Genomic DNA, 23,352 nt, shown 5'->3' with positions numbered 1-23,352 from the left:
ATGGTTAAGGTGTATGCCCCGGCTTCAATTGGGAACGTCAGCGTCGGTTTCGACGTGCTGGGCGCGGCAGTTTCTCCGGTGGACGGTACGCTGCTCGGCGACTGTGTGTCGGTTGAAGCTGCCACAGAATTTAGCCTGAAGAGTGAAGGCAAGTTTGTCTCCAAACTGCCAGACCGCATGGAAGACAACATTGTCTATCAGTGCTGGCAGCGTTTCTGTCAGGAAATCGGCAAGGAAGTGCCGGTGGCGATGACGCTGGAAAAAAACATGCCGATCGGATCCGGTCTGGGTTCCAGCGCATGCTCGGTGGTTGCCGGTCTGATGGCGATGAATGAATTCTGCGGCAAGCCGTTGAGTGAAAACCAGATGCTGTCGCTAATGGGAGAGCTGGAAGGGCGTATTTCCGGCAGCGTACATTTTGACAACGTCGCGCCGTGCTATCTGGGCGGCATTCAACTGATGCTGGAAGAGCTGGATATCATCAGCCAGAACGTGCCGAGTTTTGACGACTGGCTGTGGGTGATGGCGTATCCGGGGATTAAAGTTTCAACGGCGGAAGCGCGGGCAATCTTACCGGCACAGTATCGCCGCCAGGATTGCATCAGCCATGGCCGCTATCTGGCGGGCTTTATTCACGCCTGCCATACCCAGCAACCCGCGCTGGCGGCGAAGCTGATGAAAGACGTGATTGCTGAACCGTATCGCACTCGTCTGCTGCCGGGCTTTGCGGAAGCACGCACCGCCGCAGAAGAAATCGGTGCGCTGGCCTGCGGGATTTCCGGTTCCGGCCCGACGCTGTTTGCAGTGTGTAACGACAGCGCCACGGCGAAACGCATGGCTGACTGGTTGCAGGCGCACTATCTGCAAAATGACGAAGGTTTTGTTCATATTTGTCGTCTTGATACCGCGGGCGCGCGGGTATTGGGATAACTCGAAAATTTACTGGGATAACAAATGAAACTGTACAACCTGAAGGATCACAACGAGCAGGTCAGCTTTGCTCAGGCCGTCAAACAAGGTTTAGGAAAACAGCAGGGTTTATTCTTCCCGCTGGATCTGCCTGAATTTGAACTGACCGAAATTGACCGCTTGCTGGAGCTGGATTTCGTCACCCGCAGCAGCCATATTCTTTCTGCTTTCATCGGCGATGAAATCCCTGAAGAAGCGTTACATCAGCGTGTGAAAAACGCGTTTGCCTTCCCGGCGCCGCTCGCCAAAGTGGAAGAAGACATCGCCTGCCTGGAGCTGTTCCACGGCCCGACGCTGGCGTTTAAAGATTTCGGCGGCCGCTTCATGGCGCAGATCCTGACTCAGGTGTCTGGCGACCAGCCGGTGACCATTCTGACCGCAACCTCCGGGGATACCGGTGCGGCAGTGGCGCATGCTTTCCACGGTATGAAAAATGTGCGCGTTGTTATTCTGTATCCGCGCGGCAAAATCAGCCCGCTGCAGGAAAAACTGTTCTGTACGCTCGGTGGCAATATTCATACCGTGGCGATTGATGGCGATTTCGATGCCTGTCAGGCGCTGGTCAAGCAGGCCTTTGATGATGAAGAGCTGAAACACGCGCTGAAGCTGAACTCGGCGAACTCTATCAACATCAGCCGTCTGCTGGCGCAGATTTGCTATTACTTCGAGGCCGTAGCCCAATTGCCGCAGGAAGCGCGCAATCAGCTGGTTGTGTCGGTACCAAGCGGTAACTTCGGCGATCTAACCGCCGGTTTGCTGGCGAAATCTCTGGGCCTGCCGATCAAACGCTTTATTGCGGCAACTAACGCCAACGACACGGTGCCACGTTTCCTGTCTAACGGGGAATGGGAACCGAAGAAAACCGTCGCGACGCTGTCGAATGCGATGGACGTCAGCCAGCCTAACAACTGGCCGCGTGTGGAAGAGTTGTACCGCCGCAAGATCTGGCAACTGAAAGATCTCGGTTTTGGTGCCGTCAGCGATGACACCACCGAAGACGCGATGCGCGAGCTGGCGGACCTCGGTTATATCTCTGAGCCGCACGCCGCAATTGCTTACCGCGTGCTGCGCGATCAGCTGCAACCGGGCGAGTTCGGCCTGTTTATCGGCACCGCGCACCCGGCGAAATTCAAAGAAAGCGTGGAATCGATTTTGGGTCAGGATATCGGCTTGCCGAAAGAACTGGCTGAACGCGCGGATTTACCGCTGCTGTCGCATAACCTGCCGGCTGATTTCAGCGAAATGCGTGCATTCCTGATGGCACTGCCTGAATAAAGACGGCGCGTCAGAAAGGCAAAAGCCCTCTTCAGGAGGGCTTTTTTATGTCTGTCATTCAGGGAAATCAGCGTTCAGGGCGGGTAAATACCAGCTCATTGCCCTGTGAACGTGATTCATCAAATGCGTAACCTTCCAGATTGAAATCCTGAAGCTGTTTCGGCTTATCCAGACGCTCTTTGATGATAAACCGGCTCATCAGACCGCGGGCTTTTTTGGCGTAGAAGCTGATGACTTTGTATTTGCCATTTTTTTCATCGAGGAAGACGGGCTTGATGATCTCGCCATCCAGAAGTTTAGGTTTCACCGCTTTGAAATATTCGTCGGAGGCCAGGTTCACCAGCACTTTGCTTTTCTGTTCGCTGAGCAACAGGTTCAGTTTCTCAGTCAGTAAATCGCCCCAGAAAGCGTAAAGATTCGTGCCCTGCGGATTTTCCAGGCGGATACCCATTTCCAGACGGTAGGGCATCATCAAATCCAGCGGACGCAGCAGGCCATACAAACCGGACAACATACGCAGATGTTTCTGGGCAAAATCGAAGTCTTTCTCGCTGAAATCTTCTGCCTGTAAGCCGGTATACACGTCCCCTTTGAAGGCAAGCAGCGCCTGACGCGCATTCTTCGGCGTGAAATCTGGCTGCCAGTCGTTGAACCTTTCCGCGTTCAGATGGGCCAGTTTGTCGCTGATCCCCATCAGGGAAGATATCTGCGCAGGGGACATTTTACGCGCCACGGTGATCAGCTCACTGGATTTATCCAGCAGTTCAGGCTGGGTGTAGCGCGTTGTCGCAAGCGGGCTTTCGTAATCGAGCGTTTTAGCAGGAGAAATAATGGTCAGCATAGTGCGTCCGTTTGGTCAGTGACGGTTCAGATTCAGGAATTTTTCGTTGCACTACTGTAGCAAAAAAGTCAGTGAAATAGCGCGCTGGTGAAAATAACAGCGATAGGAAAAATCAGTTTTGATGCGGATTTTTATCCCAGATACCCGGCTCAAGCTGGCCGCGCAGTTCAGGAAAATGGTTCGGATTAAACACGGGGATTTTCCCCATGCGCTGCTGACGTTCATAGTCTTTCACGACCTTGACGGCAATGCCTGACAGCAACAGGAGAGCGGTCAGATTGAGAAGGGCCATCAGAGCCATGAAGATATCCGCCAGTTTCCACAAGACCTGTAATTCCATCAGGCAGCCGCCGAATACCATCGCAATCACCAGTAAACGAAAAGCCAGTAATTTCCCGCCCCTTTCGCTGCGCACAAAGCCGAGATTATTTTCCGCATAGGCGTAATTTCCGCAGATGGAGGTGAAAGCAAACGTAAACACCAGTGCCGCCAGCACGACATTGCTCCAGCCCGGTATCGCAGGAGAAATGGCCTGATGGAGCAGGGCAATTCCGGACGGTGCACCGGGATTTGCGAGCGCACCGGAGGTCAGAATGATCAACGCCGTCGCGGTACAAATCACTACCGTATCGATAAATACGGCCAGCATCTGATTAAAACCCAGCGCCGCCGGATGACTTACCGAAGCCATTGCGGCGGCGTTAGGCGAGGATCCAACACCCGCTTCGCTGGCGAACACACCGCGCTGCATGCCCTGCGTGATGGCCTGTGTCATACCATACGCCAGCGCGCCGGAAGCCGCTTCCTGCAAACCAAAGGCGCTTTTGAACACCAGCGCCAGAACCTGCGGCAGTTTTTCCACATGATGACCAATGACCCAGACAGCCAGCAGCAAATAGCCGAGGGCGATGAAGGGCATGAGTTTGTTCGCCAGCCGCGTTATCGCGCTTATGCCGCCAAAAATCAGTATGGCCGTCAGTGCGGCCAGTACGAAGGAGGTGGTCAGCGCGGGCGTGTCTAAAAACCGGGAGGAGGCCTGTGCGATAGCATTGGCCTGCAAGGCGATAAAAATGAATCCGCAGGAAATGACGATCAAAATGGAAAACAGGATGCCCATCCAGCGCATACCCAGACCTTTCTCCATGTAATCCGCGGGGCCGCCACGGAAACGACCTTTGTTGCCGGGGCTCTTATAAATTTGCGCCAGCGTATTTTCTATCATCCCGGTGGCCATACTGAATACCGCAATCACCCACATCCAGAATATGGCACCGGGCCCGCCCAGCGTCAGCGCAATCGCCACGCCGGTCAGATTCCCCGTCCCCATTCTTGAGGACATGCTCAGGCAAAATACGCTCCATACGGACAAGCCCCGGGCGTCGGGATGACGTTTGAACGATGCGCGGGAAAAGAGATGGCGAAAGCGGCGGAACTGAATAAAGCCGAGGCGGAAGCTGAGATAAATACCGGTGCCTAACAACAGATAAATCAGGATCGAACTCCAGAGAACTGTATCGAAAAATTCCAGTAACTCATTCATGACTTATCCTTGTTTGATTTACCTTTCATCATTTTTATCCACTCCGTGCGTACGCCTCGCTGCGGGAGGGCTAACATACCTTTTTTACGTGACGGGGAATATATTCATTTTGGCTGATTTTGTGTGTTTTGGAAGGTGGGAAAATCCATGATGTTCGTAGCCGAGCATGCCGCGATAAGCGCCTTGCGCCTGGCTTTTTGCATGTTATCATCAGCCAAAGGCAAGGCATGAAAATGCCTATACGAAAACGTCCAAACGATGAGATATGCCAAAATGACCGATAAACTGACTTCCCTACGCCAAATGACTCAGGTTGTTGCTGACACCGGAGATATCGCGGCAATGAAGTTGTACCAGCCGCAGGATGCGACCACCAACCCGTCACTGATCCTCAGCGCTGCGCAAATTCCTGAATACCGTAAACTGATCGACGAAGCAATCGCCTGGGCACGTGACCAGAGCAGCGATCACGATCAGCAGATTACTGATGCCGCTGACAAACTGGCAGTAAACATCGGTCTGGAAATTCTGAAACTGGTCCCTGGCCGCATTTCAACTGAAGTTGATGCTCGTCTGTCTTACGACACTGACGCGAGCGTGGCTAAAGCTAAACGTCTGATCAAACTGTATAACGATGCGGGTATCACTAACGACCGTATCCTGATCAAACTGGCGTCTACCTGGCAGGGCATCCGCGCTGCAGAGAAACTGGAAAAAGAAGGCATCAACTGTAACCTGACGCTGCTGTTCTCCTTCGCTCAGGCTCGTGCTTGTGCAGAAGCGGGCGTCTTCCTGATTTCTCCATTCGTTGGCCGTATCCTCGACTGGTACAAAGCCAATGGCGACAAAAAAGAGTTCGCGCCGAATGAAGATCCGGGCGTTGTGTCTGTGACCGAAATCTACGAATACTACAAACAGCACGGCTACGAGACTGTCGTGATGGGCGCAAGCTTCCGTAACATCGGCGAAATCATCGAACTGGCTGGCTGTGACCGTCTGACCATCGCACCTGCACTGCTGAAAGAGCTGGCAGAAAGCGAAGGCCCGCTGGAGCGCAAACTGTCCTTCTCCGGTGAAACCAAACCACGTCCTGCGCCACTGACTGAAGCTCAGTTCTACTGGGACCACAACCAGGATCCAATGGCGATCGACAAACTGGCTGACGGCATCCGTAAGTTTGCAATCGACCAGGGTAAACTGGAAAAAATGATTTCTGACCTGCTGTAATCAGCACTCAGTTTCAGCAAAAAGCGGCTAATCAGCCGCTTTTTTTATGCCTGCGATAAAACCCTCGGCCGGTTACCGATATACTGAAGCCTGTGACAATGAAGAAAAATGCTGTGGAGAAATAGCATGGATAAATTACGAATTGGTCTGGTATCGGTATCAGATCGCGCGTCGGGCGGTATTTATCAGGATAAAGGCATTCCGGCACTGGAAGCGTGGCTGGAAAAAGCGCTGATCACGACCTATACGCTGGAAAAAAGATTAATCCCCGATGAGCAGCCGTTGATTGAACAGGCGATCAGTGAGCTGGTGGATGAATGCGGTTGTCATCTGGTGCTGACCACCGGCGGAACCGGCCCGGCGCGTCGCGACGTTACGCCAGACGCTACGCTGGCCGTGGCAGACCGTGAGATGCCGGGATTTGGTGAGCAGATGCGTCAGATCAGTCTGCACTTTGTGCCGACGGCGATTTTATCGCGCCAGGTGGGCGTGATCCGCAAACAGGCGCTGATCCTCAATTTACCCGGCCAGCCAAAATCGATTCAGGAAACGCTGGAAGGGCTGAAAGATGCAGAAGGGAAGGTGATTGTGTCCGGCATTTTTGCCAGCGTACCTTACTGCATCCAGTTGCTTGATGGCCCTTATGTGGAAACGCACGAGGCGGTTGTAGCAGCTTTTCGCCCGAAAAGTGCCCGTCGCGATACAAAAAACTGAATACCATCACTTTATGAAAATATGCTGACGTAAGATTCAGGCTCACTGGTGTGAAAATTATTTGCCGCTATAGTAATGATTACTTTACATGAGGCGGCAAAACCTTTTTCCCCTTCACACTCTGGTGTCACACGGACTCTTATGCAACACGCACAATCGCGCCGGCTGAACCGGCAGGATTTCAAAACGCTGTCCCTGGCTGCGCTGGGCGGCGCCCTCGAATTCTACGACTTCATCATTTTCGTCTTTTTCGCTGCGGTAATCGGCGATCTTTTCTTCCCTGCAGATATGCCCGACTGGCTGCGTCAGGTTCAGACCTTTGGCATTTTCGCCGCCGGTTATCTGGCACGTCCGCTGGGCGGCATTATCATGGCGCACTTCGGCGATTTAGTGGGCCGCAAGCGCATGTTCAGCCTGAGCATTTTACTGATGGCGCTGCCAACTCTGGCCATGGGGATGCTGCCAACCTATGCCTCAATCGGCATCGCTGCACCGTTATTGCTGTTGTTGATGCGTGTTCTGCAGGGCGCGGCGATTGGCGGAGAAGTGCCGGGTGCCTGGGTCTTTGTGGCAGAACACGTTCCGCGTAACCGTATTGGTTTTGCCTGCGGGACGCTGACCGCCGGGCTGACGGCGGGGATCCTGTTAGGTTCTCTGGTGGCAACCCTGCTTAACAGCGCAATGACGCCTGCGGCGATCAGCGACTTTGGCTGGCGAATTCCGTTCTTCCTCGGCGGTATTTTCGGCCTGTTTGCTATGTATCTGCGTCGCTGGTTGCAGGAGACGCCGATCTTCCTTGAGATGAAGGCGCAGAAAACACTGGCAGAAGATCTGCCGCTGAAATCCGTGGTAGTGAATCATAAAAAAGAGATCGTGGTATCGATGCTGATGACCTGGCTTTTGTCGGCGGGCATTGTGGTGATCATTCTGATGACGCCAACCTGGCTGCAAAAGCAATACGGCATTCCGGCTGCGCAGGCGTTACAGGCGAACAGTCTGGCGACCATCGCTTTGACGTTTGGGTGTATCGCGGCGGGCTGGATTGTTGACCGCTTTGGTGCCAGCAAAACCTTTATCGTGGGCAGCCTGTTCCTTGGCATCTGCAGCTGGTCCTTCTACCATTCTGTGGCCGCAGACCCGTCGATGCTCATGGGCATGTACGCGCTGGTAGGGTTCAGCGTCGGGATCGTTGGCGCGGTGCCTTATGTGCTGGTTCGCGCATTCCCGGCTGAAGTCCGTTTTACCGGTATTTCATTCTCGTACAATGTGGCTTACGCCATTTTTGGCGGGCTTACACCGATATTTGTCACGTTGATTATGCGCGTGACGCCGATGGCACCGGCGTATTACGTTCTGGCGTTATCGGCGATTGGCTTGCTGACAGGCATCTATTTAACCCGTGATCTCAACAGTGAGGACAAGACACCTGCCAGTTATGATCAGCGGGTGACATCCGGGCGTTAATGGCAACCGGGTCTTTCGACGGTAAAAACATCGGTCCTATATCGATATTACATCGGTACTACACCGGTACTATAAAAGCCAAAGGCCCCGCACAAGCGAGGCCTTTCTAGATCGTGCAGAGGGGAATTATGCCCCGGCGGTTACCGCATTCAGTGCGTGACCGTGAGGTTCGCCAATCGGCAAAATGGTACGACCGTATTGTTCGTTGAGTACTTCAGCCATGGCCAGATAGATTGCGCTGGCGCCGCAGAAAATGCCTTCGAAACCGGCAAAGTGCAGTACGGCGGTGTTGCCCGTCATGTTGCCGAAACACAACAATGCGAACAAAATCGTCAGGCTTGCGAAAACAACCTGCAAACCACGGTTGGCTTTCAGGGTGCCGAAAAACATGAATAAGGTGAAAACGCCCCACAGGCCAAGATACGCGCCGAGGAAACTTTCACTGCTGGCATCAGCCATGCCCATACGTGGCAGCATCAGAATGCCCACCAGGCTCAGCCAGAATGCGCCGTAAGAGGTGAACGCCGTCGTGCCAAAGGTGTTTCCCTTTTTGAATTCCATCATGCCGGCCAGAATCTGAATCAGACCGCCATAGAAAATACCCATGCTCACGATCACCGCCGTCAGCGGGAAGAAGCCTGCATTGTGTAAATTCAACAAGATAGTGGTCATACCGAAGCCCATTAACCCGAGCGGGCCTGGATTTGCCAACTTTTTGCTCTGCATAGATCCTCTGAATAAGAAATATTACGAATAGATAACTGGGGGATATCCGCTTGCGAAATGGGTAAAAACCCCACATATCTTCAGAAGCGCGCGGCATCATAAAGAGGTGGCGGCGGGCAAACATTGATCTGGCGTAACAGCAATCGAAGATTTTTTTTCACTTGTCCCCTTGATGCTGCGCTGCATGGCCCCATCTTATTCCCAACCGCAGTTGTTACCGTCGGGAAAGCCGCGATATCGGGCAGTTGAAATCGAACTATTGAAATCGAAAATATTGCCCGCATATACAGTAACAACATGATCGAATATGAATTTTAAGTGGAGACGTTTAAATGGGTAAAATTATTGGGATCGACCTGGGTACTACCAACTCTTGTGTAGCTATTATGGATGGCACTACTGCACGTGTGCTGGAGAATGCTGAAGGCGACCGCACCACTCCTTCCATCATCGCTTATGCGGCAGATGGCGAGACTCTGGTAGGTTCTCCGGCTAAACGTCAGGCTGTGACTAACCCACAGAACACCCTGTTTGCGATTAAGCGCCTGATTGGCCGTCGCTTCCAGGATGAAGAAGTTCAGCGTGACAAAGGCATCATGCCTTACCAGATCGTAGGCTCCGACAACGGTGACGCCTGGATCGACATCAAAGGCCAGAAAATTGCACCTCCGCAGATCTCTGCTGAAGTGCTGAAGAAAATGAAGAAAACCGCTGAAGATTATCTGGGTGAACCCGTTACTGAAGCTGTTATCACCGTACCTGCATACTTCAACGATGCACAGCGTCAGGCAACCAAAGATGCTGGCCGTATCGCAGGTCTGGAAGTAAAACGTATTATCAACGAACCTACCGCAGCGGCACTGGCTTATGGCCTGGATCGCGAAGTCGGTAACCGCACTATCGCGGTATACGACCTGGGTGGTGGTACTTTCGATATTTCCATCATCGAAATTGATGAAGTAGATGGCGAAAAAACCTTCGAAGTTCTGGCAACCAACGGTGACACTCACCTCGGTGGTGAAGACTTCGACAGCCGTCTGATCAACTACCTGGTTGAAGAGTTCAAGAAAGAACAAGGTATGGATCTGCGTAATGATCCGCTGGCGATGCAACGTCTGAAAGAAGCAGCTGAGAAAGCGAAGATTGAACTGTCTTCTGCTCAGCAAACTGACGTGAATCTGCCGTACATCACAGCAGATGCGACCGGTCCTAAGCACATGAACATCAAAGTGACCCGTGCAAAACTGGAATCTTTGGTTGAAGACCTGGTCAACCGTTGTATCGATCCGCTGAAAGTCGCGCTGAAAGACGCAGGTCTGTCAGTGTCTGACATTCAGGACGTGATCCTGGTCGGTGGTCAGACGCGTATGCCAATGGTTCAGAAGAAAGTGGCTGAATTCTTTGGTAAAGAACCACGTAAAGACGTGAACCCGGACGAAGCTGTTGCTATCGGTGCAGCGGTTCAGGGCGGTGTGTTGGCCGGTGATGTGAAAGACGTTCTGCTGCTGGACGTTACTCCGTTGTCACTGGGTATCGAAACCATGGGCAGCGTAATGACGCCGCTTATCACCAAAAACACCACCATCCCGACAAAACACAGCCAGGTGTTCTCTACTGCGGAAGACAACCAGTCTGCAGTGACCATCCATGTGTTGCAGGGTGAGCGTAAACGTTCAAGCGATAACAAATCTCTGGGTCAATTCAACCTGGACGGTATTCAGGCAGCGCCGCGCGGTCAGGCACAGATCGAAGTGACCTTCGACCTTGACGCCGACGGTATCCTGCACGTGTCTGCGAAAGACAAGACTACCGGCCGTGAGCAGAAGATCACCATCAAGGCATCTTCTGGTCTGACGGAAGAAGAAATCCAGAAAATGGTCAATGATGCCGAAGCGAATGCTGAGTCTGACCGTAAGTTCGAAGAACTGGTCCAGACCCGCAATCAGGCGGATCACCTGATCCACGGTACCCGTAAGCAATTGGAAGAAGCCGGCGATAAACTGCCAGCGGAAGACAAAACCGCCGTTGAAGAAGCCCTGCAAGCACTGGAAGTTTCTGCTAAAGGTGAAGACAAGGCTGACATCGAAGCGAAAATCCAGGCGCTGGTACAGGTTTCCGGTAAGCTGATGGAAATGGCTCAGCAGCAGGGTCAGGCTGAAGGCGGCGATAACAGCGCTCAGAAAGATGATGACGTTGTTGACGCTGAATTCGAAGAAGTCAAAGACAAGAAATAATCGCCCTTAAGCGGGCACAGTAAGAGTTCATTACTGAAAACCAGCACGGGCGTCGAGGAAACTCTGCGCCCGTGCACGCATGTTGAGGGTAGGTTAAAGCATGGCGAAGCAAGATTTTTATGAGATTTTAGGCGTATCCAAAACAGCGGATGAGCGTGAAATCAAAAAGGCCTACAAGCGCCTGGCGATGAAGCATCACCCTGACCGCAATCAGGGCGATAAAGCCTCTGAAACTAAATTTAAAGAAATTAAAGAAGCGTATGAAATTCTGACCGATGCGCAAAAGCGTGCGGCCTATGACCAGTACGGTCATGCAGCCTTTGAACAAGGTGGCATGGGCGGTGGTGGTGGCTACGGCGGTGGCGGCGGTGCAGATTTCAGCGACATCTTTGGTGACGTCTTTGGCGACATCTTTGGCGGCGGTCGCCGTCAGCGTGCAAGCCGGGGATCAGACCTGCGTTACAACATGGATCTGACTCTGGAAGAGGCCGTTCGTGGTGTCACCAAAGAAATCCGCATTCCTACGCTGGATGAATGTGACGTCTGCCACGGCAGCGGCGCGAAAGCGGGCAGCTCTCCGGCCACCTGTCCAACCTGCCATGGTGCGGGTCAGGTTCAGATGCGTCAGGGCTTCTTCACCGTGCAGCAGGCGTGTCCGACCTGTCAGGGGCGCGGTAAGGTCATCAAAGATCCTTGCAGCAAATGTCACGGTCATGGTCGCGTAGAGCGTTCGAAAACCTTGTCCGTGAAAATCCCTGCGGGTGTAGACACCGGCGACCGTATCCGTCTTGAAGGCGAAGGCGAAGCGGGCGAGCATGGTGCACCATCAGGCGATCTGTACGTTCAGGTTCAGGTTAAAGCGCACAAAATCTTTGAGCGTGAAGGCAACAACCTGTACTGCGAAGTGCCCATCAACTTCGCTATGGCTGCACTGGGTGGCGAAATCGAAGTCCCAACGCTCGATGGCCGCGTGAGCCTGAAGATTCCTGCTGAAACGCAAACGGGCAAGATGTTCCGTATGCGCGGACGCGGTGTGAAATCCGTGCGTGGCGGTGCTCAGGGCGATTTAATGTGCCGCGTTGTTGTTGAAACGCCGGTCAGCCTGAGCGACAAACAGAAGCAGTTGCTGCGTGATCTGGAAGAAAGCTTTGGTGGCGTCTCGGGCGAGAAAAACAGCCCGCGCTCTAAAAGCTTCCTGGACGGCGTGAAAAAGTTCTTCGATGATCTGACCCGCTAATCCCGCGCTGATTACAGCGACGGAAAGCCAGACAAAATCCCCGGCAGCGGTTGACGCTCCGGGGATTTTTTTATGGTTCAAAACAGGCAAAAGCCTGAAATCCAATGATTCGTAAAAACCGAGTTATACTGCAGAAATAATCGAATTTTTACGAAGTGAGTCTTTGCGTACAATTCGGTCATTCCATTGTGGCAATCCCTTTTGCGCCACGGTTTTTCTACAGGAGAGTCAGAATGTCGAATATTATTCGTCAGTTTTTACGGATGGAAGCCGCCGGAGGCGTGGTGCTGATCGTCGCGGCTATCGTGGCATTGATCATGGCAAACAGCCCGTGGCAGGGGGCTTATCAGGCATTTCTGGATATTCCCGTTACGCTACGTTTTTCAGAACTGCTGATCGACAAACCTCTTTTGCTCTGGATCAATGACGGCCTGATGGCGGTATTTTTCCTGATGATCGGGCTGGAAGTGAAGCGTGAGCTGTGCGAGGGCGCGCTGGCAAATCGTGAGCAGGCGTTATTCCCGGCAATTGCCGCCCTGGGCGGGATGATTGTGCCTGCGCTGATCTACTTACTGTTTAACGGTAGTGATGAGATCGCTCGTCAGGGATGGGCCATTCCTGCAGCCACCGATATTGCTTTTGCGCTTGGGGTGATGGCGCTGCTGGGTTCACGTGTACCGACAGGGCTGAAAGTATTTTTACTGGCACTGGCAATCATTGATGACCTCGGTGCGATCGTCATCATTGCACTGTTTTACAGCCATGATGTCTCTGTGCTGGCGCTGGGGCTGTCCGCGGTTTGCATCGGGGTGTTGGCATTCATGAACTGGCGGGGAGTGACCAGACTGACGCCTTACCTCGTTGTGGGCGCCGTGTTCTGGGTATGCGTACTGAAGTCTGGCGTACACGCCACCCTGGCAGGAGTGATCCTCGGGTTCCTGATCCCGCTGAACACCAAAGAGAATAAACCATCACCGGCGCGTCGCCTTGAGCATGGCATTCATCCTTATGTCGCCTGGTTTATTTTGCCTGTCTTTGCTTTTGCCAATGCGGGGATCTCATTGCAGGGCGTATCGGTATCCGGTGCTTTTTCCCTGTTGCCTTTGGGCATCGCTGCCGGATTACTGCTCGGTAAGCCGTTGGGTATCATCCTTTTCAGCGGTGTCGCCCTGAAGTTGGGCGTAACCCGTTTGCCGTCGGGAATTACGTTTAGCCAGATTGCTGCTGTGTCTGTGTTGTGCGGTATCGGTTTCACCATGTCGATTTTTATCGGCTCACTGGCCTTCGCTACACGTGACCCGGCACTGCTGACCTACGCGAAAATGGGCATCCTGATGGGGTCTGTGGCTTCGGCGGTATTAGGTTACTTACTGTTAAGCCGCTCTTTGCCAAAGAAAGCCCTCAAATAATGATGAAGGTGCAGCGCGTTTCAGGGCGCGTTGCGCTTTTATTTTTCAGGAACGGATAAAACATGCCTCATATTAACTACAACCATTTGTATTATTTTTGGCACGTCTGTAAATCAGGTTCTGTCGTCGGAGCCGCAGAGGCCCTGTATCTGACGCCGCAGACCATTACCGGGCAGATAAAATCCCTTGAGGAACGTTTAGGCGGCAAGCTTTTTAAACGTCAGGGGCGCGGTCTGGTGCCGTCTGAGCTGGGACAACTGGTTTATCGCTACGCTGATAAAATGTTCACGCTGAGCCAGGAAATGCTGGATATCGTGAATTATCGCAAAGAGTCGAGTTTGCTGTTTGACGTTGGGGTAGCGGATGCGCTGTCGAAACGGCTGGTCAGTCGCGTGCTGGAAGCCGCCGTACCGGCTAACGCGCAAATTCATCTGCGCTGCTTTGAATCCACCCACGAAATGCTGCTGGAACAACTGAGCCTGCATAAGCTGGATATGATCCTGTCGGACTGTCCGGTGGATTCGACGCAGCAGGAAGGGTTGTTTTCAGTCAAGCTGGGAGAAAGTCCAATCAGTTTCTATTGCTGCAATCCACCTGCGGGTTTTGATTTCCCTGCCTGCCTGGAGCAACGTTCTCTGCTGATCCCGGGACGTCGCTCAATGCTGGGGCGCAAGCTGCTCAACTGGTTTAACACGCAGGGTTTGAAAGTGAATATTTTGGGGGAGTTTGACGATGCTGCCCTGATGAAAGCTTTCGGCATGAACAATGACGCGATATTTGTTGCCCCAGCGATTTACTCTTCGACTGAGTTTCAGGATGAGAACATTGTTGAGGTGGGACGTGTCGAGGGGATTCTGGAAGAGTACTACGTGATTTTTGCCGAACGTATGATCCAGCATCCGTCGGTGCAAAGGATTTGCCACACGGATTTTTCAACACTGTTTGAGTAACAGTTCAGGCAAAACTCAACATTCAGGTATAAAAAAACCGGCGTTAGCCGGTTTTTTTATCAAGCATATCAGCGTAATGCAATTATTGCATTGCGTTGATTTGCGCAGTCAGGTTTGACTTATGACGCGCTGCTTTGTTCTTGTGGATCAGGCCTTTACAAGACTGACGATCCACAATTGGTTGCATTTCGTTAAATGCATTTTGTGCAGCAGCTTTATCGCCTGCTGCAATAGCCGTGTATACCTTCTTGATAAAGGTACGCATCATTGAACGGCGGCTCGCGTTATGCTTACGACGTTTTTCTGACTGTACGGCGCGTTTCTTAGCTGATTTGATATTAGCCAAGGCCAACTCCCAAATATTTTTCTATTGATGAACAATTCAAAGGCCGAGGAATATGCCTTTTCGGTCTTCTGTTGTCAACGGATTTGTGCAAATAAGCGTCGTTTTAAAGTGTGAACTTCAATCGTCGCTTGTTACGTTGTGATGGCGCAGGATTTTAACAGCTTCCGGCATCGGAATACAGTCTTTCGCGAGAAAAATCGACAGGAGAGTGTACAAACTGCCCACGGCGGCCATTAACGCTTTGTTTATGCGAAAAGTCACGCATTCCCTGCACGAAAAGAAAGATTTTCGTCGCCACACACTCATTTGAACCGCAATATCTGCGGTATGCAAGAGAGAATGGTGTGATCCTGCTAATCGCTGGTTAACCTTGGGGGCTGTACAAGGTATAATCCGCCGATTTCCATCTTTATGAGTCAGCATTGGATTTGAGCCAGCTATGGAGCTAATTCGCGGAATACACAATATTCGAGCACGCCATCATGGATGTGTGCTGACTATTGGCAATTTTGATGGTGTACACCGTGGTCATCAGGCCCTGATTGAACAGCTAAAGCTGGAAGGTCAACGTCTGGGGCTGCCGGTGATGGTCATGATATTTGAACCACAGCCGCTGGAACTGTTTGCAGGAGATAAAGCGCCTGCTCGTTTAACCAGCCTGCGTGACAAAGCCAAATATCTGGCTGAGTGCGGCGTGGATTATCTTTTATGTGTGCACTTTGAGCCTCGGTTCGCTGCGCACATGGCACAGGCGTTTGTCTCACAGCTGTTGGTCGAAAAGCTGGGCGTTAAATTCCTGACCGTTGGGGATGACTTCCGCTTTGGTGCCAGTCGTTTGGGCGATTTTGAACTGTTGCAGAAAGCCGGAAAAGAGTATGGCTTTGAAGTGATCAGTACCCAGACGTTCCGCGAAGGCGGTAACCGTATCAGCAGCACGGCAATCCGCGATGCGCTGCGTGACGATGACTTAGCACTGGCCGAAAATTTACTGGGCCATCCGTTCAGTATTTCAGGTCGCGTCGTCCACGGTGACAAATTGGGCCGCACGATTGGCTTCCCGACGGCTAACGTGCCGTTAAAACGCGTAGTTTCACCGGTTCGCGGCGTGTATGCCGTCGAAGTTCTTGGCCTGGGCCCGGAACCTTTGCCGGGCGTCGCCAATATTGGTATTCGTCCGACGGTCGGTGGCGTGCGCAAGCAGTTGGAAGTTCACCTGCTCGACACCACATTAGATTTATACGGGCGCCACATTGACGTGGTGCTTCGCGCAAAATTGCGCAATGAACAGCGTTTCTCCTCGCTTGATGCTTTAAAGCAACAAATTGCGAACGATGAGGTGACGGCCCGGGAATTCTTCGGGTTAAAGACACCACGCTAAACTTGTACTGACAGGCGTGTAACAAAGCCTGGAATCCAGCCGAAAACGGAACCGAGAATCTATGAGTGACTACAAGAACACCCTGAATTTGCCGGAAACAGGGTTCCCGATGCGTGGCGATCTGGCCAAGCGTGAACCTGACATGCTGAAAAATTGGTATGACCAGGATCTGTACGGGATTATTCGTGCTGCCAAGAAAGGCAAGAAAACCTTTATTTTGCATGACGGCCCTCCGTATGCGAACGGCAGCATTCATATTGGTCACTCAGTCAACAAAATTCTTAAAGACATGATCGTTAAGTCCAAAGGGCTGGCGGGCTTCGATGCGCCTTATGTACCGGGCTGGGACTGTCATGGTCTGCCAATCGAGCTGAAAGTCGAACAACTGATCGGTAAGCCGGGCGAGAAAGTGACCGCCGCGGAATTCCGTCAGGCGTGCCGTAAATATGCTGCAGAACAGGTTGAAGGTCAGAAGAAAGACTTCATCCGTCTGGGCGTGCTGGGCGACTGGGATCATCCGTACCTGACCATGGACTTCAACACTGAAGCCAACATTATCCGTGCGCTGGGCAAAATCATCGGTAACGGCCACCTGCACAAAGGGGCTAAGCCGGTTCACTGGTGTACAGATTGTGGTTCATCACTGGCTGAAGCCGAAGTGGAGTATTACGACAAAAGCTCCCCTTCTATTGATGTGATGTTCAATGCAACCGATGCGGCTGCGGTGGCGGCAAAATTCGGCGCGACGTCCTTTAACGGCCCGATTTCACTGGTTATCTGGACCACCACGCCGTGGACCATGCCAGCAAACCGTGCGATTTCACTGAACGCTGAATTCTCCTATCAGCTGGTGCAGATTGACGGGCAGTGCGTGATCCTGGCAACCGATCTGGTTGAAAGCGTCATGAAACGCGCAGGCGTTGCACAATGGACCGTACTGGGCGAGTGCAAAGGTGCCGATCTCGAATTGCTGCGCTTCAAACATCCGTTCCTTGGTTTCGACGTTCCGGCGATCCTCGGTGATCACGTGACCCTCGATGCCGGTACCGGCGCCGTGCACACTGCACCTGGCCATGGCCCGGATGACTTTGTTATCGGCCAGAAATACGGTCTGGAAGTGGCAAACCCGGTGGGGCCGAACGGTTGCTACCTGCCTGGCACATACCCGACGCTGGACGGTAAATTCGTCTTTAAAGCCAACGATCTGATTGTTGAGCTGCTGCGTGAAAAAGGCGCATTGCTGCACGTTGAGAAAATCACGCACAGCTATCCGTGCTGCTGGCGTCACAAAACACCGATCATCTTCCGCGCTACGCCACAATGGTTCATCAGCATGGATCAGAAAGGCCTGCGTCAGCAGTCTCTGGAAGAGATCAAAGGCGTGCAGTGGATCCCTGACTGGGGCCAGGCGCGCATCGAAAATATGGTCGCTAACCGTCCTGACTGGTGTATTTCCCGTCAGCGTACGTGGGGCGTCCCGATGTCTCTGTTCGTTCATAAAGACACCGAACAACTGCATCCGCGCAGCCTTGAGCTGATGGAAGAAGTCGCGAAACGTGTTGAAGTGGACGGCATTCAGGCGTGGTGGGATTTGAACCCGGAAGACATTCTGGGTGCTGACGCTGCTGATTACGTGAAGGTGCCGGATACGCTGGACGTCTGGTTTGACTCCGGTTCCACACACTCTTCCGTTGTGGATGTGCGTCCTGAGTTCAACGGTCACGAGCCTGATCTGTATCTGGAAGGTTCTGACCAGCATCGCGGCTGGTTCATGTCTTCACTGATGATTTCCACGGCGATGAAAGGCAAAGCGCCTTACAAGCAAGTGCTGACTCACGGCTTCACCGTCGATGGTCAGGGCCGTAAAATGTCTAAATCCATCGGCAACACCATTGCGCCTCAGGACGTGATGAATAAGCTGGGTGGCGACATTCTGCGTCTGTGGGTTGCGTCTACGGATTACACTGGCGAAATCGCCGTGTCCGATGAAATCCTCAAACGTGCTGCTGATTCTTACCGCCGTATCCGTAACACCGCGCGCTTCCTGCTGGCGAACCTTAACGGTTTCGATCCTGCGTTGCACAGCGTGGCTCCGGAAGAAATGGTCGTACTGGATCGCTGGGCCGTTGGCCGCGCGAAAGCCGCTCAGGAAGAGATCATTGCTGCATATGAAGCCTATGATTTCCATGGCGTTGTACAACGTCTGATGCAGTTCTGCTCGATCGAAATGGGTTCCTTCTACCTCGATATCATTAAAGATCGTCAGTACACCGCGAAAAGCGACAGCGTTGCCCGCCGCAGCTGCCAGACCGCGCTTTATCATATCTGTGAAGCACTGGTTCGCTGGATGGCACCGATCATGTCCTTCACTGCAGACGAGATCTGGGCTGAATTGCCAGGTAAACGTGAGAAGTTCGTCTTCACCGAAGAGTGGTACGACGGTCTGTTTGGCCTGATCGGTAACGAATCCATGAACGATGCGTTCTGGGATGAGTTGCTGAAAGTTCGTGGCGAAGTGAACAAAGTGATCGAACAGGCTCGTGCAGATAAACGTCTTGGTGGTTCTCTGGAAGCTGCTGTCACCTTGTACGCAGACGACGCGCTGGCCACTGACCTGCGTTCACTGGGCAATGAACTGCGTTTCGTCTTGCTGACCTCCGGTGCGAAAGTCGCTGCGCTGTCAGAAGCCGACGATTCCGCTCAGGCCAGCGAATTGCTTAAAGGCCTGAAGATCGGCCTGGCAAAAGCCGAAGGCGATAAATGCCCGCGCTGCTGGCATTTCACTACCGATATTGGGCAGAACGCGGAACACAGCGACATCTGCGGCCGTTGTGTTACTAACATTGCCGGCGACGGCGAAGAGCGTAAGTTTGCATAATGAGTAAACCTCTCAGTTCTACCGGACTCCGCTGGCTGTGGCTGGCGGTTCTCGTCGTTATCGTCGATCTCGGCAGTAAGTTTATGGTCATGGGGCATTTCCAGCTCGGTGAATCTCTGCCGCTGATCCCGTTCTTTAACCTGACCTACGCCCATAATCCGGGTGCAGCGTTCAGTTTCCTCGCGGATAAAGGCGGCTGGCAGCGCTGGTTCTTTACTGCCATCGCGTTGGTGATTGTGGTCGTCCTGCTGGTACTGATGTATCGCAGCAGCGCGAAACAGCGCATGAATAACATTGCGTTTGCGATGATTATTGGTGGCGCGCTGGGCAACATGTTTGACCGCATGGTGCACGGTTTCGTGATCGACTTTATTGATTTCTACGTGAATGACTGGCATTACCCGATCTTCAACCTGGCCGACAGCTTTATCTGCGTCGGTGCGGTGCTGGTCGTGCTGGAAGGTTTCCTCGCGAAACCCAACGAAGCGACGAAGAGCAAAGGATAAGAAGCATGTCTCAACAGGTGAAACACGACAGCGCCGTACTGGTGCATTTTACGTTAAAGCTGGAAGACGGCTCGACGGCAGAATCTACCCGCGCCAACGGGAAACCTGCGCTGTTTCGCCTCGGCGACGGCAGTTTGTCTGACGCGCTGGAGAATCAGCTTTCAGGGCTGAGTGTCGGGGATAAACATGCGTTTACCCTGTCACCTGAATCTGCATTCGGCACGAAAAGCCCGGATTTGGTTCAGTTCTTCTCGCGCCGTGACTTCCAGGAAACAGGGGTGCCGGATGTCGGCACCATCATGCTGTTCAGTGGTCGTGACGGTAACGAAATGCCGGGTGTGGTGCGCGAAGTGACAGAAGATTCAATCACTGTTGATTTCAACCATCCGCTGGCGGGACAGTACATTGATTTCGATATCGAAGTGCTGGAAATCGACCCGCAACTGGAGGAGAAACATGCAGATATTGCTGGCTAACCCGCGCGGATTTTGTGCGGGCGTTGATCGTGCCATCAGCATTGTGGAACGTGCGCTGGAATTATATGGCGCACCGATTTATGTCCGTCATGAAGTGGTGCACAACCGCTACGTGGTCGACAGCCTGCGTCAGCGTGGCGCGATTTTTATCGAGCAAATCAGTGAAGTGCCCGACGGTTCGATCCTGATTTTCTCCGCCCACGGCGTTTCGCAGGCGGTGCGTGCACAAGCAAAAGCCCGTGACCTGACCATGCTGTTTGACGCGACCTGTCCGCTGGTGACCAAAGTGCATATGGAAGTGGCACGCGCCAGCCGTAAAGGGACAGAAGCGATACTGATTGGTCACGCCGGTCATCCTGAAGTGGAAGGCACCATGGGCCAGTACAGCAATCCGAAAGGGGGCATGTACCTGGTTGAAGCGCCGGAAGATGTGTACAAATTGCAGGTAAAAGACGAAACCAACCTGTGCTTTATGACGCAAACTACGCTTTCTGTGGATGACACTTCGGCGATCATCGATGCCCTGCGCGATCGCTTTCCGAAAATCATCGGGCCGCGTAAAGACGATATTTGCTACGCAACGACTAACCGTCAGGAAGCCGTGCGAACGCTGGCCGATGGCGCGGATGTGGTGCTAGTGGTGGGGTCGAAAAATTCATCCAACTCCAACCGTCTGGCTGAACTGGCGCAGCGCGTTGGCGTGCCGTCCTATCTGATCGATTCTGCGGCAGATATTCAGGAAAGCTGGCTGAAAGACGCGAAAAGCATTGGTGTGACAGCAGGCGCATCAGCACCGGATATCCTGGTGCAGGATGTGATCAACAAACTTAAAACGTTTGGTGGTCTGGATGTGATTAACATCGAAGGGCGCGAAGAAAATATTGTTTTCGAAGTGCCAAAAGAACTGCGTGTTGATGTAAAACAGATCGACTGATTTTCACAGGTCCCTGCAACAATAAAAAAAACCGGCTCAATCGTGGCCGGTTTTTTATTTTCTGCGTCTGTATCAGCGCTGCTTAAGGCTTTTGCAGTTTGAACAGATTCTGCGGTGCGCCAACGGTTGAGGTTTGAACGTGCAACAATGCCCCTTCCAGCGCATGGGGTGCTTCAAGGGTTTTGCGCGCAGAAGTGATGTAAAGCTCAGTCATGTCCGGCCCGCCAAACGTACAGCAACTCGGTTGTGTCACCGGGACAGGGGCGGTGTCCAGAGTCAGCAATTCACCCTGATTGATTTGCTGGCGTAACAAGCAATGTGACCCCCAGCAGGCGGTGATCATCCAGCCATTTTGAGCCAGTGCGGAACCGTCGGGAGATTTATCGCCGGAAGAGAAGCAGGAGATTTTTTGCGGATTGATACGGCGTGCATTAGCAGAATAGAAGCGGTTTTTTCGGGTATCAGCGAACCAGACCTTGCCTTCATACCAGACCAGCGTATTAGTGATCCCGACGTTATCGAGCATCATTTCTGGCGCATCGGCTCCTGCTTCATAGCGATACCAGGCCCCGTTATTCTTTTCTTCTTTGAGGTCCAGAGTGCCAAACCACAGAGAACCATCCGGCGCGATTGCGGCTTCATTCGGGCGTGTACCTTCTGCACCGAAATAATCGCAGATTGTCTGACGGCTTTTCAGATCGTAATCGTAGAGATGAATGCCGTCGATCGAAACCAGTAAAAACAGATTACGTTTCTCCGTCAGCAGGACGGCACTGGTGATGCTCGGCAGATCGTGGATTTCAGTTTTTTTGGTTTCAGGCCAGTAGCGCAACACACGTTGAGCAAGAATATCGACCCATAACAACGATTGAGTGCGCTGGCACCAGACGGGGGTTTCACCCAATTCGGCTCGATAATCGCCAACGGCGGTCACGTCGGACCGGAATAATGCTGACATCGTAAAGCTCTCCTGAGGGATATGCTGTGGCAGCATTCAGTCTAGTCCTGCTTTGCGTGTAGTGGGTAGTAGAAAAGGTGTAAAAATAAAGGGCCGGCACGTCATTAAGACGTAAAGCCGGCCCGCAAATGAGTGCTTAAATGCTTAGAAATCGTATCTCAGACGGATCAGGTTCATATCACCGAGGTTATCGGTAGAGGACGTGAACACGTGTTCGTAATCAACACGGAAGCCGTAATCGAGCTGGAAGGAAACACCCAGACCGTTATCAATACGCTGATAATTACGGCCTGTGACATAGGTCAGACGGTCACCCATGAAGTAAGGCTGAATGGTTTTGACAGCCATCTGATTGATCGGGAAGGCATAACCCAGGAAGTATTCCAGACCGTAAGCGTCGCCTGCAAAGAAGCTATCTTCAGTTTTCACGCCAGTGGTCAGGAAGTCGTGGTAATAACCGCCGCCGAAGGATGCCGTCCAGTTACCGGGTTTCCAGCTCAGCGCTGTACCAACAATACTCTGGTTATAGTCTTTAGACGTGTTATCGCCCGGATTTCTCATTTCTGCGTCGGTGTAGTTGTACGCAGTACCCCAGGTCAGGTCTTTGGTGATGTGGTAATCCACACCGACAGAACCGCCGCCGTTACGTTTGTAACGCAGGCCATTTTTGCCGGTCAGCAGTTCGCTGTCTTCAAACAGGTAAGAAGCGTAAACATCGGCATCGCCGAATGTATTTTTATATTTCAGCATTTTACGGGAACGGTATGAACCATCGTAATCGCCGTTAACACCATTACCCGGTGCCTGGGCGAGCATATCGTAATCCCAGATATCGGTTTTCGCACCGACCACATCATAGTAAACGCTGTTTTGCTGACCAAAGGTCAACTGACCGTAGGTTTTGCTTTTCAGACCGGTGTAAAGCATACGACGGCTGGTGTTATGCGCGCCATCTGCGTGGTGATTATCCCAGCCGGTCAGGGCAGGAATGTTCACGCCCAGCTCGTAGTAGTTAATCCAGCTGATGTCATCAAACAGATAATAATCAGCAGAAAAACGGAAACGTGTGCCGCCATCAAAACCGTTGGTTTTGTAGTTTTTCACGCCGTTCTGGAACTGGAATTGTGGACGAATACTGCCGCCAACCTGGAAATTCAGGCGGCTGAGCGGATCGTTAGGCTGGGGATCTTGTTTGATCAGTGTGATTTCTGCGTGTGAAGCAAAAGAGGCTAAGCCGAATAACAGGCCTGCGGTCGCCACTTGCGTGACTTTGTTTAGTTTGAAGTTCAT

General features: G+C 52.5%; 20 protein-coding genes. 14 read left to right on the top strand and 6 right to left on the bottom strand.

Annotation, left to right across the window (positions count from 1 at the left end):
- Positions 1-930 carry a homoserine kinase gene (gene thrB / locus ED901_RS00770; RefSeq protein WP_056776750.1) on the top strand — a complete coding sequence of 310 codons (930 nt, stop codon included), beginning with the start codon at positions 1-3 and terminating at the stop codon, positions 928-930.
- 24 nt (positions 931-954) lie between these two features.
- Positions 955-2,244, top strand: coding sequence for a threonine synthase (gene thrC, locus ED901_RS00765; protein WP_122094230.1), 1,290 nt, complete (start codon positions 955-957; stop codon positions 2,242-2,244).
- A 67-nt stretch (positions 2,245-2,311) separates the two neighbouring features.
- On the opposite strand, the gene yaaA is transcribed toward thrC, so the two are convergent.
- Positions 2,312-3,085, bottom strand: coding sequence for a peroxide stress protein YaaA (yaaA, locus tag ED901_RS00760; protein WP_056776757.1), 774 nt, complete (start codon positions 3,083-3,085; stop codon positions 2,312-2,314).
- A gap of 112 nt (positions 3,086-3,197) precedes the next feature.
- Positions 3,198-4,625 (bottom strand): sodium:alanine symporter family protein, encoded by a 1,428-nt coding sequence (locus ED901_RS00755; protein ID WP_122094228.1) that lies wholly within the window; start codon positions 4,623-4,625, stop codon positions 3,198-3,200.
- Between the two features lie 273 nt (positions 4,626-4,898).
- Here ED901_RS00755 and tal point away from each other — a divergent pair, with 273 nt between their 5' ends.
- The 3 genes from tal to ED901_RS00740 all read left to right on the top strand — a co-directional run bounded on the left by tal (position 4,899) and on the right by ED901_RS00740 (position 8,030).
- The gene (tal, locus tag ED901_RS00750) at positions 4,899-5,852 is read left to right on the top strand and encodes a transaldolase (protein WP_056777212.1); all 954 of its coding nucleotides are present in this window, start codon (positions 4,899-4,901) and stop codon (positions 5,850-5,852) included.
- Positions 5,853-5,978: 126 nt separating this feature from the next.
- Positions 5,979-6,566: a molybdopterin adenylyltransferase gene (gene mog / locus ED901_RS00745; RefSeq protein ID WP_056776763.1), complete on the top strand. Its 588-nt coding sequence runs from the start codon at positions 5,979-5,981 to the stop codon at positions 6,564-6,566.
- Positions 6,567-6,707: 141 nt separating this feature from the next.
- Positions 6,708-8,030, top strand: a complete 1,323-nt coding sequence (locus tag ED901_RS00740; RefSeq protein ID WP_122094226.1) for an MFS transporter — start codon at positions 6,708-6,710, stop codon at positions 8,028-8,030.
- A 126-nt stretch (positions 8,031-8,156) separates the two neighbouring features.
- On the opposite strand, the gene satP is transcribed toward ED901_RS00740, so the two are convergent.
- Positions 8,157-8,756: an acetate uptake transporter gene (satP, locus tag ED901_RS00735; RefSeq protein ID WP_122094224.1), complete on the bottom strand. Its 600-nt coding sequence runs from the start codon at positions 8,754-8,756 to the stop codon at positions 8,157-8,159.
- Positions 8,757-9,088: 332 nt separating this feature from the next.
- Between satP and dnaK the strand changes: the two genes are divergently transcribed.
- From dnaK to nhaR, 4 genes are all read left to right on the top strand, one after another.
- Entirely contained in the window at positions 9,089-10,990 is a 1,902-nt protein-coding gene (gene dnaK, locus ED901_RS00730; protein ID WP_056776772.1) for a molecular chaperone DnaK, read from the top strand.
- 100 nt (positions 10,991-11,090) lie between these two features.
- Positions 11,091-12,227, top strand: coding sequence for a molecular chaperone DnaJ (dnaJ, locus tag ED901_RS00725; protein WP_056776775.1), 1,137 nt, complete (start codon positions 11,091-11,093; stop codon positions 12,225-12,227).
- 233 nt (positions 12,228-12,460) lie between these two features.
- Positions 12,461-13,636: a Na+/H+ antiporter NhaA gene (nhaA, locus tag ED901_RS00720; RefSeq protein ID WP_122094222.1), complete on the top strand. Its 1,176-nt coding sequence runs from the start codon at positions 12,461-12,463 to the stop codon at positions 13,634-13,636.
- A gap of 62 nt (positions 13,637-13,698) precedes the next feature.
- Positions 13,699-14,586: a transcriptional activator NhaR gene (gene nhaR / locus ED901_RS00715; protein WP_056776782.1), complete on the top strand. Its 888-nt coding sequence runs from the start codon at positions 13,699-13,701 to the stop codon at positions 14,584-14,586.
- An 82-nt stretch (positions 14,587-14,668) separates the two neighbouring features.
- Here the strand turns inward: nhaR and rpsT are convergent, their stop codons facing one another.
- Complete coding sequence (gene rpsT, locus ED901_RS00710; RefSeq protein ID WP_056776784.1) at positions 14,669-14,932, bottom strand: 30S ribosomal protein S20; 264 nt, start codon at positions 14,930-14,932, stop codon at positions 14,669-14,671.
- A 439-nt stretch (positions 14,933-15,371) separates the two neighbouring features.
- Between rpsT and ribF the strand changes: the two genes are divergently transcribed.
- From ribF to ispH, 5 genes are all read left to right on the top strand, one after another.
- Positions 15,372-16,310 carry a bifunctional riboflavin kinase/FAD synthetase gene (gene ribF / locus ED901_RS00700; protein WP_056776787.1) on the top strand — a complete coding sequence of 313 codons (939 nt, stop codon included), beginning with the start codon at positions 15,372-15,374 and terminating at the stop codon, positions 16,308-16,310.
- 61 nt (positions 16,311-16,371) lie between these two features.
- Entirely contained in the window at positions 16,372-19,188 is a 2,817-nt protein-coding gene (gene ileS, locus ED901_RS00695) for an isoleucine--tRNA ligase (RefSeq protein ID WP_122094220.1), read from the top strand.
- Positions 19,188-19,694 (top strand): signal peptidase II, encoded by a 507-nt coding sequence (lspA, locus tag ED901_RS00690; RefSeq protein ID WP_056776793.1) that lies wholly within the window; start codon positions 19,188-19,190, stop codon positions 19,692-19,694. The genes ileS and lspA overlap by 1 nt, the downstream gene beginning before the upstream one ends.
- Before the next feature lie 5 nt (positions 19,695-19,699).
- A complete protein-coding gene (gene fkpB, locus ED901_RS00685) occupies positions 19,700-20,170 on the top strand; it encodes an FKBP-type peptidyl-prolyl cis-trans isomerase (protein WP_056776797.1) in 471 nt (156 codons plus the stop codon).
- Entirely contained in the window at positions 20,151-21,104 is a 954-nt protein-coding gene (gene ispH / locus ED901_RS00680) for a 4-hydroxy-3-methylbut-2-enyl diphosphate reductase (RefSeq protein WP_056776801.1), read from the top strand. The genes fkpB and ispH overlap by 20 nt, the downstream gene beginning before the upstream one ends.
- A gap of 82 nt (positions 21,105-21,186) precedes the next feature.
- On the opposite strand, the gene ED901_RS00675 is transcribed toward ispH, so the two are convergent.
- A complete protein-coding gene (locus ED901_RS00675; RefSeq protein WP_122094217.1) occupies positions 21,187-22,062 on the bottom strand; it encodes an SMP-30/gluconolactonase/LRE family protein in 876 nt (291 codons plus the stop codon).
- Between the two features lie 144 nt (positions 22,063-22,206).
- The gene (locus ED901_RS00670) at positions 22,207-23,352 is read right to left on the bottom strand and encodes a porin (RefSeq protein WP_056776810.1); all 1,146 of its coding nucleotides are present in this window, start codon (positions 23,350-23,352) and stop codon (positions 22,207-22,209) included.

The organism is Rahnella sp. Larv3_ips, assembly GCF_003697865.1.
Lineage (GTDB): Bacteria > Pseudomonadota > Gammaproteobacteria > Enterobacterales > Enterobacteriaceae > Rahnella > Rahnella rivi.
Note: the sequence above shows the minus strand (reverse complement) of the source record. Positions and strands in the feature narration are given on the sequence as shown.

What these genes read in the sequence shown, in the direction of transcription:
- satP (WP_122094224.1), bottom strand. Translation starts at nt 8,756, where the DNA reads ATGCAGAGCAAAAAGTTGGCAAATCCAGGCCCGCTCGGGTTAATGGGC.
- mog (WP_056776763.1), top strand. Translation starts at nt 5,979, where the DNA reads ATGGATAAATTACGAATTGGTCTGGTATCGGTATCAGATCGCGCGTCG.
- thrC (WP_122094230.1), top strand. Translation starts at nt 955, where the DNA reads ATGAAACTGTACAACCTGAAGGATCACAACGAGCAGGTCAGCTTTGCT.
- nhaA (WP_122094222.1), top strand. Translation starts at nt 12,461, where the DNA reads ATGTCGAATATTATTCGTCAGTTTTTACGGATGGAAGCCGCCGGAGGC.
- dnaJ (WP_056776775.1), top strand. Translation starts at nt 11,091, where the DNA reads ATGGCGAAGCAAGATTTTTATGAGATTTTAGGCGTATCCAAAACAGCG.
- yaaA (WP_056776757.1), bottom strand. Translation starts at nt 3,085, where the DNA reads ATGCTGACCATTATTTCTCCTGCTAAAACGCTCGATTACGAAAGCCCG.
- ileS (WP_122094220.1), top strand. Translation starts at nt 16,372, where the DNA reads ATGAGTGACTACAAGAACACCCTGAATTTGCCGGAAACAGGGTTCCCG.
- tal (WP_056777212.1), top strand. Translation starts at nt 4,899, where the DNA reads ATGACCGATAAACTGACTTCCCTACGCCAAATGACTCAGGTTGTTGCT.
- fkpB (WP_056776797.1), top strand. Translation starts at nt 19,700, where the DNA reads ATGTCTCAACAGGTGAAACACGACAGCGCCGTACTGGTGCATTTTACG.
- nhaR (WP_056776782.1), top strand. Translation starts at nt 13,699, where the DNA reads ATGCCTCATATTAACTACAACCATTTGTATTATTTTTGGCACGTCTGT.
- thrB (WP_056776750.1), top strand. Translation starts at nt 1, where the DNA reads ATGGTTAAGGTGTATGCCCCGGCTTCAATTGGGAACGTCAGCGTCGGT.
- lspA (WP_056776793.1), top strand. Translation starts at nt 19,188, where the DNA reads ATGAGTAAACCTCTCAGTTCTACCGGACTCCGCTGGCTGTGGCTGGCG.
- ED901_RS00670 (WP_056776810.1), bottom strand. Translation starts at nt 23,352, where the DNA reads ATGAACTTCAAACTAAACAAAGTCACGCAAGTGGCGACCGCAGGCCTG.
- dnaK (WP_056776772.1), top strand. Translation starts at nt 9,089, where the DNA reads ATGGGTAAAATTATTGGGATCGACCTGGGTACTACCAACTCTTGTGTA.
- ED901_RS00755 (WP_122094228.1), bottom strand. Translation starts at nt 4,625, where the DNA reads ATGAATGAGTTACTGGAATTTTTCGATACAGTTCTCTGGAGTTCGATC.
- ED901_RS00740 (WP_122094226.1), top strand. Translation starts at nt 6,708, where the DNA reads ATGCAACACGCACAATCGCGCCGGCTGAACCGGCAGGATTTCAAAACG.
- ED901_RS00675 (WP_122094217.1), bottom strand. Translation starts at nt 22,062, where the DNA reads ATGTCAGCATTATTCCGGTCCGACGTGACCGCCGTTGGCGATTATCGA.
- ispH (WP_056776801.1), top strand. Translation starts at nt 20,151, where the DNA reads ATGCAGATATTGCTGGCTAACCCGCGCGGATTTTGTGCGGGCGTTGAT.
- ribF (WP_056776787.1), top strand. Translation starts at nt 15,372, where the DNA reads ATGGAGCTAATTCGCGGAATACACAATATTCGAGCACGCCATCATGGA.